At 56.8% G+C, this 19083-nt stretch carries 10 protein-coding genes and 2 pseudogenes; 7 read left to right on the forward strand and 5 right to left on the reverse strand.

What is annotated here, in order from left to right:
• Positions 1–70: 70 nt before the first annotated feature.
• The 3 genes and pseudogenes from SO139_RS34090 to SO139_RS34100 all read right to left on the reverse strand — a co-directional run.
• Positions 71–878: pseudogene (locus tag SO139_RS34090) on the reverse strand (strawberry notch family protein); the annotation flags it as partial.
• A 1317-nt stretch (positions 879–2195) separates the two neighbouring features.
• Complete coding sequence (locus tag SO139_RS34095) at positions 2196–3098, reverse strand: tyrosine-type recombinase/integrase (protein ID WP_498541374.1); 903 nt, start codon at positions 3096–3098, stop codon at positions 2196–2198.
• A gap of 178 nt (positions 3099–3276) precedes the next feature.
• Positions 3277–3693, reverse strand: a complete 417-nt coding sequence (locus tag SO139_RS34100) for an SET domain-containing protein (protein WP_498541375.1) — start codon at positions 3691–3693, stop codon at positions 3277–3279.
• A gap of 55 nt (positions 3694–3748) precedes the next feature.
• Between SO139_RS34100 and SO139_RS34105 the strand changes: the two genes are divergently transcribed.
• Positions 3749–7561: an SIR2 family protein gene (locus SO139_RS34105; protein ID WP_498541376.1), complete on the forward strand. Its 3813-nt coding sequence runs from the start codon at positions 3749–3751 to the stop codon at positions 7559–7561.
• On the opposite strand, the gene SO139_RS34110 is transcribed toward SO139_RS34105, so the two are convergent.
• A complete protein-coding gene (locus tag SO139_RS34110; protein ID WP_498541377.1) occupies positions 7534–9210 on the reverse strand; it encodes a carbamoyltransferase C-terminal domain-containing protein in 1677 nt (558 codons plus the stop codon). The genes SO139_RS34105 and SO139_RS34110 overlap by 28 nt on opposite strands.
• A 1-nt stretch (position 9211) precedes the next feature.
• Positions 9212–10048 (reverse strand): 2OG-Fe(II) oxygenase family protein, encoded by an 837-nt coding sequence (locus SO139_RS34115; protein WP_498541378.1) that lies wholly within the window; start codon positions 10046–10048, stop codon positions 9212–9214.
• Positions 10049–10449: 401 nt separating this feature from the next.
• On the opposite strand from SO139_RS34115, the gene SO139_RS34120 reads away from it, so the two are divergent.
• The 6 genes and pseudogenes from SO139_RS34120 (at position 10450) to SO139_RS34145 (ending at position 18913) form a co-directional block, all read left to right on the forward strand.
• A complete protein-coding gene (locus SO139_RS34120) occupies positions 10450–11538 on the forward strand; it encodes a site-specific integrase (RefSeq protein WP_498541379.1) in 1089 nt (362 codons plus the stop codon).
• Positions 11539–11812: 274 nt separating this feature from the next.
• Complete coding sequence (locus tag SO139_RS34125; protein WP_498541380.1) at positions 11813–15988, forward strand: hypothetical protein; 4176 nt, start codon at positions 11813–11815, stop codon at positions 15986–15988.
• Between the two features lie 866 nt (positions 15989–16854).
• Positions 16855–17061 (forward strand): annotated as a pseudogene (locus tag SO139_RS34130) (hypothetical protein); the annotation flags it as partial.
• A gap of 2 nt (positions 17062–17063) precedes the next feature.
• Entirely contained in the window at positions 17064–17792 is a 729-nt protein-coding gene (locus SO139_RS34135; protein ID WP_498541381.1) for an SOS response-associated peptidase, read from the forward strand.
• 125 nt (positions 17793–17917) lie between these two features.
• The gene (locus tag SO139_RS34140; RefSeq protein ID WP_498541382.1) at positions 17918–18178 is read left to right on the forward strand and encodes a hypothetical protein; all 261 of its coding nucleotides are present in this window, start codon (positions 17918–17920) and stop codon (positions 18176–18178) included.
• Between the two features lie 156 nt (positions 18179–18334).
• The gene (locus tag SO139_RS34145; RefSeq protein ID WP_498541383.1) at positions 18335–18913 is read left to right on the forward strand and encodes a hypothetical protein; all 579 of its coding nucleotides are present in this window, start codon (positions 18335–18337) and stop codon (positions 18911–18913) included.
• The last annotated feature ends 170 nt before the right edge of the window (positions 18914–19083 follow it).

Consider the following 19083-nt stretch of genomic DNA (forward strand, 5'->3'; position numbering starts at 1 on the left):
CGCCTAAGAACAAATCCGAACTCGCCGACGCGATCGGCGACTCGCTCTCGAGCAAAGCGGATATCCTGGGGCCGGGATCGATCGCCTCGACAAACTCAGCCCGGGTGGCAAACGGGAAGTCGTCGCCACCCCACAATCCGAGCCGCTGGGCATAGGCGAGATTGTGCACCGTCGTGGCGCCGGTTGCCGACACATAGACCACACGCGCATTCGGCAAGGCATGCTGGAGCCGCAGGCCCGCACGCCCCTGCTGAGAGGCCGCCTGGTCGCCGCGCTGGCTCTTGCCCCCGACCGCGTTCTGCATGGCGTGGCTTTCGTCGAAGACGATAACTCCGTCGAAATCGGAGCCCAACCATTCGAGGATCTGCCGCACGCGCGAAAGCTTTTCGCCGCGCTCATCGGTCCGTAGCGTAGGCGGTAAATAGGACGCCTTCCGAGAGCCTGATCGGGGTACCTTGACGGAAGCGCGACAGCGGCGTCACGAGCAGCCGCTCCAGGCCAAGCGCGGACCAGTCGCGCTGCGCGTCCTCGATCAGCTTGTCGGACTTGCTGATCCAGACCGCACGACAGCGGCCCTTGAGCCAATTGTCGAGCAGGATGGCGGCGACCTGCCGACCCTTGCCCGCGCCGGTACCATCGCCCAAGAACCAGCCGCGGCGAAAGCGGACGGCATTTTCCGCGTCGTCGCGCGCAGCTGCCACGACGTCAAAAGTCGCATCAACTGTCCAGGAACCCGCGAGAAACTCCGAATGCGCTTCTCCGGCATAGATGACGCTCTCAAGCTGGGCGTCCGATAGGATGCCATCCGCCACGAGGTTGGCCGGCAGGTGCGGACGATAGGACGGCTTCGGTGGCGCAACGGAAAACGGTAAAGCGCTTTAGAAACGGAATCGTGCCTGGTTCCTCCCCGGTCTTTGCCGGAAGCTTCTCTCCCGACCTTCGACCCGTCGCGACGAACCCGGTCCGCACTCTCACTCTCAATCTCGATGACGGCTCACAGCCGGAGACCTCGAACCGTATGGGCCACGTGCCCGACCCGTCCGGACAACCTGCAGCTCGATGCCGAAAATTATGACGCCGCGCCCCTACCCGTCTGAGGGCCACGGCGTCTGAGCAGCGAGATGGCGGCGGACGGGATCAGGAAGCTTTGTGCGCGAGGTGCGCGGCTCCTCTCGTCACTAAAGGGTGGGCGGAGCGAAGCGGAGAACACTAAGGGTCGCGAGACCCGGCTAAGAGGCACCCGCAGGAGGGTCAGCATAGCGCCGACGCGTAGCGGCGAGACCCGGGACCGAGTGCAGTCGCGAGACCGGTTAAGAAGGCACCCGACCCGAAGGGCAGTGATAGCGACGCCGGCATGCACTGACGGCGGGCCCGAGGGCGAGTGCCGCCGGCGAGCGACTCAATGCGGCTTCACGTCTGCTTGGTATCAATTTTGCTTTTGTGATAGCGTCTCACTCGTGCGCATGTCTATGCACGGCGTGGGCATGTTCACTGAGAGCCAATTTTTACAGAGGACGACATGGCCAAGAAAGCGAAGAAGGCAAAGAAGACCGCGAAGGCAGCCACCAAGAAGGTGGCAAAGAAGACTTCAAAGAAAAAGAAGTAGTCGTATCGGCTACTGATCTATTGCCGCCTTCGGGTCGCAACCCGCATGAAAAGCGAGACCTCCCAAAGGATATGAAGCGTCCTTTGCAGCCGTTTGGTATCGCGGCAAGGTAAGATAAGGCCGGACCTTTGTGCAGGTGGCTGCTGAATAAAGGTCCGGTTTTTCATTTCTGCCCTGCCAGGGCGTGATCTGCTCGTGCGCGAGGGATCGAAGCCGCAAGGCCGAGACGCTGTGCGGCTCGGTTCACGAGAGCCCGGTGCGGCGACAGCCGCACGCGCAAAACGGACAAGGAGCGACCACCGGAGCTCGGACGTCTGGTTTCAGTTCGTTCTTGCTTAGCCTAGCACCTGGCCGGTGGAAAATTTAGCCTTTGAAAAACCACGAGATCCCACGATCCCGAATCCCAGTCGTGTGTTAGCGATGGGGAACGCCTGCGGGACTAAACGATTCGTCTCAGCGTGGGAGCACCAGGCGGAGCTTTGTTTGCAAGACCTCGCGCCGTCAGACGAAGCAATTCGCTTCACAAAAGGCCGCTTTGGTAATTGGCCGATCCGGCCAAAAAGGAGATCGGTAGCGAGTACTGATCCTCTCAAGCGGCAAGCTTTCCGATCACGTCAGCCTGCTCGAGAGTCTTTCGCAGCGCTTCGTCCGAGACGTGCGTATAGATCTCCGTCGTGGCAATACTGGAATGCCCGAGAAGTCGCTGCACCATTCGAATATCAACACCGGTTTCGATGAGCAGCGTAGCCGCCGTATGTCGCAGCATATGCGGAGTTATGCGACGCTTGATATCTGCAGCCCTTGCGAACGTCCGCAGTCTCGGACGAAAGGAATAAGGTCTCAGTCTCGATCCATGCCGATTGACGAAGAGAGGCTCGTTCTGGCTGACCTTGGACCTCTCGCGGATCAGTCTGGCGAGCCTCTTTTTGAGGGCTGGATCCGCAACATAAACCATACGGTCACGCGATCCTTTGCCGCGGATCCTGAGTTTCGCGGCATCAGGACTTACGTCGCCGACATCGATCTTGCAGAGCTCGCCGACCCTTATACCGGTCGCCATCATGAGTGCGACTTCCAGTTCCGGAGGCCTCGTGACGCCCCGCCGGGCACGGCCAGTACCCGCGGCCGCCAGCAGTGCAGCACTCTCGTCTCGGGATAGGGACCTCGGTAACTGCTTTCGCCGAGGCAACTTCAACCTCCACCCAACGAACGGATCAGCCTTCAGGCCTTCATCTTCAAGAAAGTGAAAAAAAGCTCTGAGGCATGCCAATCGGCGACGGATGGTTGCCGTCGATTGCTGTCGTTCTAGGCGCATATTCTCAAGATAGCTCTTCAGCGTCTCGGTTGTAATACCTGCGAGGCTCGTACGCACGGGAAGCCATCGCTGAAAATCGTGAAGATCGTATTTGTAAGCTTGAAGGGTGTTGTCGGATAACTGCCTTTCGATCGAGCAATGGTTCAAGAACTTCTTGCTTAGCTTCGACAAGTTCATGATGCACCTGATGCGGACATTCCAGGAGCACATGTGCCGTAGAGGATGGTTTTCCGCTACCTCATCCTAGAGGCTTCATTGAAGTAGGGTTACCATTCGCGCAAGCGACACGCTCAATCTATCTGGACTGATCTTTTGCTCTGGCGTCCAGATTGGAGCACACCGAATCGGCGCGCGCCTAGGTCCGCACGCCTGCCTTGATCAAGGATCGCCTTTCTGTCGGTACATCCAGAAAAGCTCGGCAGGCTCCTGGTGGAAGCAGCCTATAGTCTTCCGTCAACTCCTCGTGGGCTTCGATGTCACGCACCGCAATGCTGCCGCCTAGCCCGCCAGACAAATTGGGTGTTTCGGAATGGTTGAGGAAGACCCCGTTGTCTCTCGACAGGATGATGCGGCCGTCCGTGTGGACGAAGCTTCGCGACACAAGCACTTCGCGCACCCTCGCGGGCACGCTCTTGAGTTGATCGAATGAGATTTCCTGATCAACCATGGAGTTGAAAATCCACACGAGCGTGCCCTTGGCAAGAGGCGTTGCGGCAAAGACACCCGTTCCATGGATTTCGCTGGGGCCCAAATAAGTTTCAACCACTAACATCTAATCACCCCACCACCCTCTTCCGCCGACATGCAATCTATAGATGTGAGCATAGATGCGTTGGTTCAATCAATATCTCATAACACCTGTTTATGGGCACGATGCACGGCTTGATCGGCGCGTTGACCTGCGCGCTATGACCCGTCCGACGGAGACACCAGAGGCGCTTGCACTGCTTGGTCGGTTGGTCGCCGAACGCGCGGCAAATCCCGCTCGGCATCTTGCAAGGATCTGTTTCTTCCTTGGCGCGGGGGCGGACCTGAGCTCCGGTGGCCTGACTTTCTGGGAGCTGAAGCGACAGGCCATTGTCGAGTTCGGCAAGAGGAGACTGTTTGACGTTACGGGCGTCGAAGAGATTGAAGCTCAGTTTGAGGCATTGTTCGCAGCCCAGGAGCCCGACGACAAAGCCTTGATGGTTGACTGGCTGTTTCATCGCATGCAGCCGCTGCGGCCTTCCGATGCGTATAAGCTGCTGGTGCTGCTCGCTGAGGCGGGCGGGGTTGATTCAATCATTACGACCAACTTCGACGGCATGCTGGAAAAGGCTCAGCAGGAGCTCGGACGCGACTTGTTCCAGATCTACGCTCCGGGTGTGGCGCGTCCCTATCTGCTATTCAGCGAACGGTTCCAGCCGCCGCGCAAACCCTACCTCAAGCTCCATGGCGACATTGCATCACGCTCGCTTGCATTCCTGACGACCGAAGAAGTGCAAGCGCCTCCCTACGATTCATCGATGCTAGACCTACTTCGCGAAATATTGCGAACGCACGACATCGTGTTTGCCGGCTATGGCGGCAACGATCCCAAGCTTGCTGAGATCATCGCGGACGCTGTCAGCACCACCAAGAACAGAATTTTCTGGTGCGGTCCAACGCGCTTGGCTCCGGATGCGCCCCTGTCTCGGCTGCTTGGCAGCCGCATTCGCCAGGTGCGGGCGAAATTCGACGACCTGCTGATGGAAATCGCGCGTCCGGTTCTCGAACGGCCTTCTCTACAGGTTACCGAGCCATCCTATCTGCGCTGCCTTTTTGACTGGCGACTTGACTATTGTAATCGCGAGTATCTCCAGGCTTACGGCGTTCGCGACGGGACCTCTCTTGTCGATACGTTTGCGCGACGGCCGCGCATCGAGGAACAGGTGCGGTCCTTCTTGCTGTCTAACCGCGCCTTGACCGTGGTCTCTGGTCCATCGGGCTTCGGCAAGACGACCCTCGGCATCAGGCTGAACACCCTTTGGAGCGAGGACCGCTCGAGCCGTCTGCTGCTGGTTCGATCCCGCGCACTCCCGAGTAACGGCGATATCGAGCAGCACGTCGCCGAGCAGCTGGGCGGGCTTGGTTCGCGCGGTCCATTTTCGCTCTTTCGTTTCGAGCGGTGGCTCGCCGAAAACCAGCTGCGTCTCGTACTCTACATTGATGGCATCAACGAGTTCAGCCCCGATCTTGCACGATGCATTCAACTCTTCCGCAACATCTTGCGGTTTTGCTATTTCCTCCCCGAACACGACAGCGCCATACGCGTGATTGCCACCATTCGGCAAGAGACATGGAACGTCATGCTGTCTCATCTGGATCTGATGCAACTGCAGAAGGCGTTGTGGTCCGACACGACGATTGATCAAGGCGTCGCCACAATCGCGTGCGGCGAGTTCAGTGACGATGAGCTGAGTGACGCCGTGGCGCGCCTCTACGACCGCGGCTATGCCAGGATCGAGACCGACCAGATATCCCCGACCGTCTTCGCGCAACTGCATGATCCCTACCTGTTTGGGACCATTGCGGATGCCTCGCATCGTGGCATGTCCGCAATTCCGAGCGCTGGTCTCTATCAGCGCGCGATCGAAGAGAAGTTGAGCCGCCGTGCTTCGCTGATCGACGCGCCGACGGTCAAAGATCTGCTGGCAAGCGTGGCCCTTGGCTCTCTCACGAGGCAACAGGACAAATTTCGCGAGATCGACATCGAGCCTGCAGCGATGCGGGGCGAAATCATTCGGCTCATGAAGGATCTGCATATATTTGTCGATGCTGGCGATGGCTATTTGCAGTTCGATCACGACCGGACTTTTGAATACTTCCTTGCCTTGGGATTTAGCTCGGGCCGAGGACCAAGCCTTGAGACCGTCGACGACCTCTTGAGGTTCCTGAAGTCGTTCCGAACTCAGCCAAAACCGATCGCGGCTGCGCGGCTTTACTTCGAACTGCACTCGCAAAGGCGTTTTTCGACGATCGACAAGGTGTTGCGATCCCTTGACGATTGGGGTGGTCAGTACGGACTGGCAGACCGCGAGCTGTTGTATGGCTTCGGACGCGAGGTCCTATCCGACATGGCCGAACAGGCCGACCCCATCGCACGACAATATCTGCTTGATGTCTCAAGCGCCGCTGGCCGCGACGGCGTCGGCCCGAGCCTGCTGCGAACGGCAGTGCAATTCGGCGCCGGCCTGCCGGTGCAGGACGCCTTGGCGATCCTTGCCAATATTTCAGACTCTGTGTCTTCCCCCGTCGCAATCGAAGCCAATATCTACGCAATCGATAGGCTGGTGAAGCTTTATCTCGAAGCGGGCTGCCCGGCCGTCCTGTTTACGAGGGTAGCTCCCTACGACGCTTTCTTCGGCGACGCACGATGTCCTGCATGGCAGCGCCTGGGACGGCTCCTAAATCTTGCCGCGCATCTTGGTCCGGACAATACCCATGAGGACGAATATGCTGAAACCCTGAACTCGCTCAACACTTCGCTGGACGCTCTGCTGGGAGAGTATCCCTCTTGGTCAGCTGACGATGCGGCCGCGATCGCCAATCACATCAGGAACTATTGTGATCGCCTGCTGTTCAATGCTCCGCTTGAGGACCTCGAGCAGTTCTTTGCACGAGAGGATCGAGGGGACCTCCTGGCCATCCTTGAGCGATTGCAGACAGGCATGGTTCTGACCGAACATGAGTTCGCAGCCCTGCGGCCCTACACCGAGACGCTCGATACCGAAGTCGAATACCATTTTTGTCATCTCTTCCTGGCGATATCCAGCTTCAATAACCGCGATGCGACGATCGAGCTCGTTAAGAGCCGCTTGCGATCGATCTCACCGACCTGCTCGCCGATCGAGATTGATTTCCTGCACGCCGCGCTTGTCTATCTCCATGTGTTGCACACAGTTCCCTATGATACTGGCGCGCTCGAGGAGTTCGAAGCGAGGATCCTGCGCGATTGGCCCGCTGTGTTGCTCTTCAGGCCAGGTGTGACGCGCGGTGAACGACGCGGCTTTCAAGATCTGTTCGACCGCGTTTTCGAAGATGGCTTTGGTGTCATCTATCCGTACGGGGTTCTGCTACCGTCGGTCCGTCGACGCAAGCAGCGGTATATCGACTACTTGCGCGAGATACATGCAGAGCGCACCAGCCAGCTTCCGCTCTACAGTCAGTATCTCGAAAAGTATCTCGCCGATGGCAGGATCGAAGAAGCGATTCAGATCTTGCAGGCTTTGGCCGGCGTCATCGTCTTGTGGCCCGCCGAAGGCTTGCTTACCCTGCGGAGCGTTATTGGTCATCCCGATACCCGGATCCGGCGCGCCGTCGTGCGCGTTCTGGCTGAAGCCTACAGTCGTCACCCTGCAGAGACATTGTGGTTTCTCAAAAATAGCGGCGCTGCCGTAAGCGACGAAGACTTGATCGAGATCAAGATCCGTCATGATGCCCATATTGGTCGCCGGCAAATCAACGAAGAGGAATGGGCGCGGGTCGGTCACTTCCTGCTGTCACGCCCCGGTGCCCTCAAACTCCTCATCGACTGTACGCACGAGTTGCTGCGCGCAAACTCACTCGATGAGGCCGTTCGCGCCGTGCTTCATCAGCTCGGACTTTTGGCATGCCGATAGAAATCCCCATCCAGAAACAGCCCATCGAGTTCCATGCCGACAAATGCGTCAACCGCGTCGAGCGGGCTTTCGACAATCGGCTCGCCGCGTCGATTGAAAGAGGTATTCAACAACACGGCGCGGCCAGTGAGGGCCTCAAACTCCCGCAACAGGCTTACCAGAAACCCGTCGCCGTCAGCTGGTATGACCTGAACTCGGGCGGTGCCGTCGACGTGAACGACTGATGGCGCTGCGTCGCGGCAGCGATCGCGGACGCGCGCCACTCGAAGCATATAAGCGTCGGCGCAGCGACGATCGTAGAAGTAATCGTCATAGCGTTCCTCCAGCACCATCGGCGCCAATGGCCGAAACGGCTCTCGCTTTTTGATGATGCGGTTGATACGTTCTCGCGTCGCGTTGTTGAGCGGATCGGCAATGATGCTTCGCCCTCCCAAGGCGCGCGGGCCAATCTCGGAGCGGCCGTTGAAGAGTCCAATCACTTCGCCTACGGCTAGTCGCCGGGCGAGCTCGGCGGGCGTTCGCACCGATGGATCATGGCTCAGCCGTGGATAGAATTGCTGGACAGCGGCGGCCCGTTCCTGCGCCGAATAGGTTCGTCCCGGTCTCGCGAGGGAGGGGTTGAGCGGCTGGCCTCGAAAAGTCAATCGAGGATTGCGGCCGTTTACCGCAAATTCGTGAAGCCAGAGTGCCCCCAATCCCAGGCCAGCGTCGCCGCAGTGAGCGGCGATAGAAAACGGGACGTCGAATGGAGCGGATTCGATCAGATGGGAATTGGTTACCGTGTTGAGCGCGCAACCGCCGGCGAGGCACAGCTGGTCGATCGCGCGGTTCTGAAAGAAATCGAGGGATCGCAACGCGGCATCATTCATTAATGCTTGAACGCTTGCAGCCAGATCGGCGCTTCCCGCAAAGAGATTCGGGGACCTGCGCAGGATGGCTTCTAACAACGCAGGAAATCGAGGATCATCCAGCGTGCAGCGAAAGAAATCCGACGGCTCGCTGCCATAACGAACGAATTGGCCAAGCTCCTCAGCGTGGAGCGGGCGCCCATAAGAGGACAGGCCCATAGTCTTTCCGGCCTCGAGCGGTTCATAGCCGAGTTGTGCAGTCACAAGCTCGTAGAGCAGGCCCATCGAGTCGGTTACGACGACGGGAAAATCGTCCCCTTCAACGGTGGCATCACCGAGCGTCTGGCCAAGACATTCGTGACCATCAGGTCCAAAAAGGAAAAAGGAAAACGTCTCGCGCTTGCAGCGCAGCTGATCTTCTATAGGACCGACTATTGATCCGAAACCGTCATAGACGAGCACACCAGCCGTGGAATCTGGCGGGACCATCATATAGGCCGAGGCCGCATGGCAAAGATGGTGTGAAAAGAGGCGGAGATTGTGGTCACGAAATGCGATGCGCAACCTGGCAGGCAAGGTATCGCTCGATACAATTGCGGCAATGTCGGAGAGACCTATGCCCTCTGCGTCCAGGCAGTAGTCGATCGCGAGTTGCACAGGACTCTCAAACCAGAGCGTCTTTCCGTACTTGCGTCGCGACAGCCGTTCCTGTTCGATGACCACACGGATATCACCATCGTACATCAGAGCGGCAGAGAAGTCGTGGTCAGAGCCGCCGAGCCCAAGGATCCATCGCGGCATTTTAGTCGGATCCATATTTCTGTAGTCCGAATCGGACCGGATTCGATCTGATGAAGCGGGCGATGTCGACGTCGCGATTGGTCTCGCCGACAATCCAGGGCTGACAGAGTTCGGGTGCAAGATCCGCAAAAAACAGGATGCTGATCCGCTCGTCGCAATCATGGGGGGGGCGCACTTGATGAAACAGGGGCTGCAACCGACAATCGGTCATCAACGCGGCAACGCCGCCCAACATTGCGACGGGGCGATCGGATGTCGAAACCGGTCGAAACGTACCATCCAGCATCCTGACCTCGAGGCCAGGCGCGGTCCCATAGACCAGCGTCAGAAAATGCCCGTCTTCGTGCTCTTCATTGATGAAGGAGGATCGCACTTGGCTCGGACGCGAATAGTTGATTTGAAGCGTCGACCAACGATGGACGCCGCCAGCAAGCGACGCCTGCCATGTGCCGTTCGTCAGACGATTGGCGATCGCAACGATGAGTTGCTCGGCGATCCGCTCCAGCACAGAAAATGCCGCAGCCGTCCGACGATTGAGTTCGGCAGCTTCACGCAGTGGATAGACATAAGTCATTGAGGCGACGGTCGTCGAGAACGTCTCCATTTCGTCGGGACGATCGGCAGCTTTCGAGTATTCTATTCCGTAAGGCCGGTAGCCAATCCCGGTGCCTGCTTGGCATTTGGCTTTTTCAGCGGGATCTGCGCGAAAAAAGTCGAAGGCGGCGGATACCACGCCGGCGAGGATTTCGGTCTCCCCTGGCGTTAGCTGAATCTCCGACCATCCCTCTTCGACCAGCTGTTTGAAGGCGGATTCCGGAACTCGAACGGTGGCGGCCATTCGGTCTTAAGCTTTCTATAAACAGGTGTTATCGTATGATTTCGTCAAATTGGCGAACCTAGCGATTCGTTCTACATCAAATTGTATCTGGACGCCGTGGTCAAGGCAGCGCGGCAGGCACGAGCGCGCCGCCGTTGGCGACAGGATCTCAAAGGACGCGCGAGCCGACGATTATACTTGCTAAAGCACTGAACACGCGCTGGTTTTGGAATCGGTCGGTCCAATCCATCATGGGCGCCACGGAAAAGCGATAGTCTTGATATTTCAATCGTTTATCCTATCCTCTCAATGGGATGGAAGAAGAACGTGTGCACTCCAAACTAGCCGAAATTGCACACGTTTGTACCCGTTTTGACCTCCCGGTGCACACATAGTGCACACGAAAGCCGGAGTGCACACGCGTGGCGACCTTCACTCAATTGGGATCGGGAAACTGGCGAGTTCAAGTCCGCCGCAAGAACCGTTATGTGGCCGAGACTTTCCGGCGGCGCAAGGACGGCGAAGAATGGGCGCTCGAAATGGAGCGCAACATCGACCGCAATGGATCATCCAAGCCGCGCGTGGTCCGGAACGTTCTCACGTTCGGCGATCTGGTTGACTTGCACGACGAAGACATGCGCGAAGTTGGCAAGCCCCCTCGCCGATCAAAAGCTGCTGTCATGACCTCGCTAAAGACTGAGCTCGGCAGTGTGAAGCTGACCGCGCTTAATCGAGAGCGGCTGATCGAGTTCGGAAGAAAGCGTGCCAAGCAGGGCGCAGGCCCCGCGACGTTGGCGATCGATATGTCTTTCATCCGCACGATAATAACGCACGCCGCCGCCGTGCACGGTATTGAGGTTTCAGCCGAGGAAGCCCGCCTCGCGCGCGTCGCGTTAAGCCATCTCAATTTGGTCGGAAAGAGCAAGGAGCGTGACCGACGGCCCACGCAAGACGAACTCGACGAGCTAATTGAATACTTTGAGACGAACCGTCGGCAATTCATACCGATGGGACGCATCGTCAGATTTGCCGTCGCAACGACATTGCGCCAGGAAGAGATCTGCAAACCCGAGTGGCCACTGGTCGACATGAAAAAACGGCTGGTGATCATTCAGGACAGAAAAGACCCTAGGAATAAGGATGGAAATGACCAGAAAGTGCCTTTGCTCAATTTAACAGGCTATGATGCGTGGGAGGTCGTGCTTCAGCAGCGAATTGTGACGCGAGGCTATGGGCGAGTCTTCCCCCACAACCATAGGTCGGTAAGTGCGGCGTTCACCCGGGCATGCGACGAACTCAAGATTGAAGACCTGCACTTCCACGATCTGCGTCACGAGGGAACGAGCCGTCTGTTCGAAGCAGGACTTCCAATCGAAAAGGTAGCGCTGGTCACCGGCCACAAAGATTGGCGCCAGCTGCAGCGGTACACCAACCTTAAAGTTGAAGATCTTCTCAAGCTGCAGTACGCCCAGCAGCCGTCGATGGAAGAATTTATCAAGATGTTGGCGTAAGGCATCTCTCAAAATTGATACGGACGGCATTCGGCGATACTCAGATTGGAAGGCTACTGCTCTACCACTGAGCTACACCCGCGACAGAGGCTCCCGCGAGATGAACTTGATCGCGCCTATCCGGCCCCGGCGCAAGACTGCGGTTGGCCTCGACGAACCTTGCCACTGTAACTTATGATTGAAGTCGAGCAATTCAAATCGTTAAGGTGCGCAGGCACTCAACAAGCAGCAGACGGTCGTTGGCCTTTCTGATCCAGCCTAGGGGGGACAATCAGTGGCAATTTTTGATCGCCCGACATCGATCGCTCTAGTCGGTTTATTGTCCAAGTTTCTCTCTCTTTGTTATTTGAATTCTCGCGAGTTGCTCTATGGGCTCAAAATCGCCTGGATCAGCGTCGCAAGCGTCATTGCGGGCGTGCTGCTCTTCTATACTGCAACACAGGCGCAGGATCTGTTCTTTGATGCGCCCGGCGGCCTTTGGTCGACTATCCATTTTTGGCTGATTTTCTATGTCCTGATGGTCGTTGCATGGATCGCGCCCGTCTACGCATCATCAACGTGGATTTTGTCTCAGTTTCGGCCGCGAGTTACGGCAAATGCAAGTATCGCTCCAGTCAAACGCTGGGTTAGGCGACTCATCCCTCGATATCTTGTTGCCGCGTGCTTTCTAGCTGCCTTCATCGGGCAGATCTTGGCCCTCGCTAACGCCGCATCCGTTGATGGGCTCGATGGGGGTTCAGAATTGAGCGCCATCATTGATAATGTTGGCACAGGCCTTGTAATCCTAACCGCATATTTCGCTATTGCCGTGCAGACCACTTGGCTGCTCATTTGGCGTCCCATCAGCAATGTCGCCAACGCTGGACGTCGCCGTTTTCTCAAAGCGATCTGGTGCTTTGGCGCGATACCAATAGCGCCACCTGCCCTGTTCCTTCTCAACGTAATATTTGCTTTTCGAGTCACAATCGCTGTTAGCGCCTCAGCTTGTGTGCTCACGACATTCTGGCTCTACCTCAGACATCGCGGCACAACGGCGCTCGATCGGTGGTCACTTATCCGCGCTATCGCGTGGTGGACCACAGTAGCGGTTATGGTAACGCCACTCTTTGTTACATCGGTATTTTTTCTCGTCATCATCGCTTTATCTCAAGACTCAAACAGGCTCGGTCTACTTCAATCTGCAATCTTGCCAATTATCACGCTGGTCTTAGCTTTCCTCGTCTGCCGACCGTTGGCGCTTCGCTCGAAGACGCGAATTTGGCGCCAAGCGGTGACGATCGGACGGATCGCATCTCGTTGGCTCAAGCCGCTTCAGCCGCTCATCGATCGCGGCACACTTAATTCCGTCTACTTCGTAACGATGATCGCTTCGTTCGTTATAATGTTACTTTTGTTCATCATTAATCCGGCGCTCTCCAGCGAATATGTGCGGCGCGGCTTGATAGTGCCCATCGCGTTGGGATTGTATGTCCCGATACTCACTTTCCTGAGCTATTGTTCGCTTCGTTACCGCACACCTCTCATAGCCGGTGCAATAATCTCAATTGCGTTGGTGGACTCATGTATGAGGGATCCGCATGATGTTAGGACTACTGATCCAACCTCCCAACGATCATCAATCGATGAAAGCATCACACGATGGGCAGAGGTCAACAATTGTAAACTGGAGGCAAGCCCGGCCGCGCTTGATGCATGTCCTTCACCGATAATTATCGCGGCTGCCGGCGGGGCAAGCCGCGCCGCATTTCTGACCGCAGGGCTGATCGGAGAACTGCTGGACGAGAAGTCGACGAAGATCTCGCCGTTTCCGGGGAAGATTGACTCTCCCTCGTTCAGTCCGGACAGCTCCCGCTTGGTTACTCTGTCCGGTGAGGTCGTGGCGCGTCTCTGGGACACCGCATCTGGCAAGCAGATCTCCGAGCTCAAGGGGCATAAGGACCTCGTCACCTCTGCCAGTTTCAGTCCCTCTGGCAATCTAATCGTCACAAGCTCCTACGACAAAACAGCCCGCCTTTGGGACGGCAAAACAGGCATGCAACTGGCTGTCCTCAAGGGGCACACGTATGTTCTGAGGACGGCCTCGTTCAACGCTACAGAAACTCGCGTTCTAACCTTGTCTGGTCTCGACGTCGCGCGCATCCCAGATGACGCAAGACTTTGGGACGCAGCAACCGGCAACGAAATTGCGAGACTTCGCCTGGGGGACGAGAAGGTACGCAGCGCAGCTTTCAGCCCCCTCGGAACCCGGATCGTTACCACGGCCGAAGGCGAGTATGCTCCCGTCGCGCGCCTCTGGGATGCGCATAGTGGAGCGTTACTTCAGACGCTTGCTCAGGGGAAGGGTTTCGAATCGATCGATGTGGCTTTCAGCCCAGTAGCTAATAAACTCATCACTCTGGAGGGACCGTCGGTCAGCATTCAAGGCGCGTCCAACGACGAGAGCAATGTAGCGCGACTTTGGAATTTGGACGACGGACAACAAATAGCAGAAATAAAGGGCGTGATGTCCACCGGCGTCTTTAGTTCCGACGGACGCAGAGTGCTTTTATATCTGCCAGACGAAAGGCGAACGAAGATCGTCCTGCTCGATGCAAACACCGGAGCAGCCATATCGGATCTTACACAGCCTGGTCGAGAGAATTTTGGAGGAACCTTCAACCAATCTGGCGATCGCATTCTAACGCTAAGCGATGCCAATAGCCTGAACACGCAGGTTGCGGTGCTTTGGGACGGACGAACGGGACTGCCATTGACGATCATTCGGGAGCCGGAAGGCGATTGGATACGCCAAGCCATTTTCGATAACGCGGGTGGTCGAGTTATCACATTATCTGGCAACAGCGTCGCGCATGCGTGGTCAACCGAAACAGGCAAACGCATTGAGGGGTTCGAATTTAAGCTCGATAGCAATCGTCGGGAGACGGAGCTTCAGATTTCTCCTGCAGACGATAGGATCGTCGTTTCAGCGGGAGCTGCTTATGATACTTCCGTTGAAGATACGACCATCCAACTGCGAAATGGCAAGACTGGAGAACTGATAAAGGCGTTCAAGTTGAAATATGACTATTTGGGTAACGTGCAGATCAGTCCGTCTGGACGTCTGCTCGCAACGACTTCCGGAAGGCGTTCTGGTGATCGGCGACGCCTCGCTTGGGACGATGATAATTTGACTCAACTATGGAATACCTCTGACGGTTCACAAATTCAGATTGATGACCAACCGCGGATAGTCGTCCGATCAAATCGGCCGTTTGAGAAGCAGCTGTTCGCCATATCCGCTGTATCGGGAGGAGCGTTGGGCGCTGTCGTGGCTTATGCCGCAATAGCCGATGGTCAGGCCAAGGAAGCGACTGACAGAACACACCTACCGCCCTGTCGAAAGGATTTTCGCGCGTACGATAGTGACTGGTTTGTCCCGTACTTGACTAAGGATCCGGCGGCCCCAGCGATGGTCGCTCCCGATAAGAGCTGGCGCAGTTGTCTTGAATTACTGGTAGCCGGCGACTTTCTCTCACCAGTCATTGCTGACTTAATAGGCGACCCGTTCCAACTCTCTCCGAGAGGAGACCGCGCTGCTGTACTGGAATTGGCTTGGGAACGTCGGTATGACAAGCTTACGGCGAATAACGGCGCCGGGACTTTAGGCAAGGGGCTCGTTGCCGTACGCAAACAGGTACTTCAAGACAATCCAAGCAATTGGCTGCCAATTCTTATTCTGAATGGCACGTCGGTAACCACCGGTCGCCGGATTGTGGTTAGTGACGTAGCTCCATTTAGAAAAAAGCAAGACGGCAAGAGTGACAGACTTTTTGTCGATGCCTATGACTTCGACGAACTTTTCAACCCCGACTATACGGGCGCAGGCTTTCGGGATAGATCCATCAGCCGTGACATTCGACTCAGCACGGGTGCGACCATGAGCGCCCGTTTTCCAATAATCTCGCCGCACGGGACTGTCAGAACGGAAGACGGCAGAGTGATTGATCGCGTTGTTGATGGTGGCTATTTCGAGTATTTCGGCGCGAGCACCGCACTGGAATTATCGAAGGAACTGAAATCGCATGGACTCACGCCGATGATCGTTCTCATTAACAACGCGCCAGAGGTCCCGCCTATGGACTGCGTTAGTGAGGACACCAAGAGGAAAGAGATGCCGCCGCCACGCGGCGTTAGCCAGACAACGCTTTTTTCTTCAGTGGGATCGCCGCTTGATGCGTTGATCGGCGCAAGCGGAGCTCGTGGCACCTATGCAGCTGTACAACTTTGTGGCGAAGCGGGCGCCGATAACTTTGCCCTGATCAGCGTTAGCGACGAAAGGCTTCACTACCAAAAAGATGTCTCAATGAGCTGGTGGTTATCAAAGCGCACTCAAAAATATATCGATGAGCAGGTGAGCTCGCGCCCCTATTTGAATAGGCTGGCATGGGACAAAATTATTGCCGTTAGGTAGGCTGAGTTGGCGTCCTTTGCCAAACCAACCCCATCTAAGATGTTCGCTATCTGAGTAGCAAGCGGAGCCACTACTTCCCACCACTGACGCTTCTTTTACATAGTTCGTCGTTCCGTCGCCTCTGAAACATCGATCTAAACGATAGCATCGGATGCGACGACCCACGGCCGTGTCGGTCGCGGATCTTCGCACTGGTTTACCCTTCTGCGGCTGGTCTAAGCGAACTTCGACGTCCGACAACCAATTCTCTCCAAACCAGCTCGAACTGTTCGTTCAATTGCTGCGCGCCGCGCGACGACCAGCGCGATCATCAGCGATCTTGACGTGAGCCCAATGCTTGATGGCGCCTCGTGGATCCGTGGATCGAGCTTTTTGAACTCAATCGGAACGCAACGAACGAAGTGCCAGGTGCCGCTACGGAGGGTTAGAAAGTCGGGGATCTCACGCACGTGTTGGACCAAATGTTGGACGTTTTGTTGGACCTCGGTTGGAACAATACGTCTCGAAGTCTATATTTTTCGAGTCGTTGCGGAATTTTCGATGATTGCCGAGAGCGGCTGGAGCGGGTCGAACCCTCGTATTCAGCTTGGAAGTCTTCGAGTTTCTGCTGCGGTCTCAACAGGCATTCCGACAATTCGCAGCCTTTTAGCTTGTTGAGATCACTACAGAATTCGCTCTTGTCGGAATGGTGTTCGAGTTGGCTGTCGACTGGCGGCACGCGCACTCGGACTGCCCCTTGGCTCGACAGCCACCACACCTCAGGTTTTCAAGCGTCGATCGAGGTTCCACACGTCGAAACGAACACTGGCCGCGATCCTAAGCTTGGAGAAGCGGTACGCCTGTCAGCTCCGTCAGTTGCGCGATGAGGTTACTCCTGGCTCGAGATTGAGTGCTCGCGCTGCAAGACGAAGCGGGACGTCGACTTGGCTGCGCTGAGTCATCCCCCAACAACATTGGTCCAGGACCTCGCGAGCCGGCTTCGTTGCAGCAAGTGTGCTAAGGCCGGCCGACGGCCCGCGGCTACCCTCCTGCAACTGACAGCCCGTCCTCGCCAGGCACCTTCGGAGACCTGAACGTGTGCAACCTCTACTCGATGACGAAGAACGTTGACGCGATCCGCCGCTTGTTTGACGCGCTCAACAGCAGCGTCGGCAACTTGCCGAGCATGCCAGGCATTTTCCCAGACTACCCGGCCCCGATCGTCCGCAACGTGCCCGACGGGCGTGAAGTCGCCATGGCGCGCTGGGGTATGCCGTCTTCCCCGGAAGCGCTGATGAAGGCGGCGAAAAAGCGAGCCGAGAAGCTCCAGGCTAAGGGCAAGACGGTCGACTTCAAGGAATTGCTGCGGATGGAGCCGGACGGCGGCACGACCAACATCCGCAATACCAGCAGCAAACATTGGAAGCGATGGCTCGGGCCGAACAATCGCTGCCTGGTCCCGCTGACTTCATTTTCCGAGTACGATACCCTAGACGGGAAGAAGGTGCCGGTGTGGTTCGCGCTTGACGAATCTCGGCCCCTCTCCGCTTTCGCGGGCATCTGGACAAATTGGACATCCGTGCGGAAGGTTAAGGAAGGCCCAGTGACCGCCGATGTCTTCGGTTTCCTGACCTGTGAGCCTAACGCGGAGGTGAAACGCGTCCACCCAAAGGCAATGCCCGTGATTCTGACGACCGCCGAAGAATACGACACCTGGCTGCGGGCGCCCTGGGATGAGGCCAAAGCGCTGCAACGCGCTCTTCCTGACGGCATGCTAAAGATCGTCGCCACTGGCGAGAAGGAAGATCCAGCGACCACAGCGTAGGTTCTGCACAGGCCTGCGGAACACGTGGACAAGCTCAGACTCCCGCAAAATGGAATCCCTGCCCAGTGCTAACCGCACGGAACGAGCAACGGGCGAGAGGATTCGTCCCGGCAGGAGCGATCTTCATGCTGAAGACGAGAGAAAGACGGCCGGGAATCCGAACCTTGCGTGGTTGGGCGATCTCCGTACTGCAAGACGAAGGTGCCGTCCGTGAATGCGAGGAGCACGGTTGGATGAAAGATCGTGCCGATCCTCACGCCCGCGACAGAGCGCTGGAAATCGCGAGACAATATCCGCCGGCCGGACTGTCTGCTGGCCAAGCCGAGGCCGAGATTCGGGACGTGCTGGAATCGATCGGCGACACTTGTCCGGAGTGCCCGCACTGAGAACGGCATCGCCATTGCAGCGAGCTCTCCGGTGAAACTCATCGTCACGTAGGATGGGGTGAAAGCTTGCTGCGCGTGTTGACCGCTAAAAAACATCCAGCATAAAATTGCTGCGCAACTGAGGCGCTCTCACCCTCAACCTGGATTGGGCCGAAAATGGAGCTCCTTTCTGTCAGGCACCCTTTCCCCCATGTGCTCGCGGCGGGTGTGCTAAGCCGCAAAGCGGAAGTAGGCGCACTTGCGATGCTTCGGAACCTGCAATGGCGCGAGCATTCAAATGGATTTTTTCGAATCAACATTGCTGCATGTACCGAACGATTGGCGAATATGGCAGAACTTCCAGCGCTCGTGAACATGATTCAAGAAATGAAGAAATTGCTAGAAAGCCAACTACGGTTGAGTCTTTCGAACAACGCAACAATGGTTGCACAATTGTATGATGGAAACTCCATCATTGGATTTCATACCGACCACGCGGATCGCGGTGTCAGACTGGTCCTGAATTTGAACGAGAGCTGGCAAATTTCCGACGGGGGCGTATGGGTACTTGCGAATCGACCCTTTGCGCGTCGCGCCCTGTTTTTGCCGCCGCTAAGCAATACGGCCTTCGCGTTTCCAACAAGCTCACGAAGCTTTCATGCGCTTACTCGGCGGTCAGCCGGACATTCTTACGCATTGATTGTGCACTATCCGGTCGCCAGCCGTGCCAAACTGTTGCCGAACATCATACCTTGATTACACGATGTTTTGGAGGCTCGGTCTGTTGCTCGGCGCCGAGAGCCACCGGGTTCCGGAGTTCTTCGAAGTCGATGAAGTCCATGCCGCGAGCCACCCTATGACGGAGTTCAGCCTGACAATCTAAGATTTCTTTGATAGTACGCTTCGCCATGGCCTTTACCCTCAAG

The sequence above is a fragment of the Bradyrhizobium sp. UFLA05-89 genome (assembly GCF_059803475.1).

Excerpts from the sequence above, each read along its gene's own strand:
- SO139_RS34095 (WP_498541374.1), bottom strand. The coding sequence starts at position 3,098 with ATGAACTTGTCGAAGCTAAGCAAGAAGTTCTTGAACCATTGCTCGATC.
- SO139_RS34100 (WP_498541375.1), bottom strand. The coding sequence starts at position 3,693 with ATGTTAGTGGTTGAAACTTATTTGGGCCCCAGCGAAATCCATGGAACG.
- SO139_RS34105 (WP_498541376.1), top strand. The coding sequence starts at position 3,749 with ATGCGTTGGTTCAATCAATATCTCATAACACCTGTTTATGGGCACGAT.
- SO139_RS34110 (WP_498541377.1), bottom strand. The coding sequence starts at position 9,210 with ATGCCGCGATGGATCCTTGGGCTCGGCGGCTCTGACCACGACTTCTCT.
- SO139_RS34115 (WP_498541378.1), bottom strand. The coding sequence starts at position 10,048 with ATGGCCGCCACCGTTCGAGTTCCGGAATCCGCCTTCAAACAGCTGGTC.
- SO139_RS34140 (WP_498541382.1), top strand. The coding sequence starts at position 17,918 with ATGCTGAAGACGAGAGAAAGACGGCCGGGAATCCGAACCTTGCGTGGT.
- SO139_RS34145 (WP_498541383.1), top strand. The coding sequence starts at position 18,335 with ATGGAGCTCCTTTCTGTCAGGCACCCTTTCCCCCATGTGCTCGCGGCG.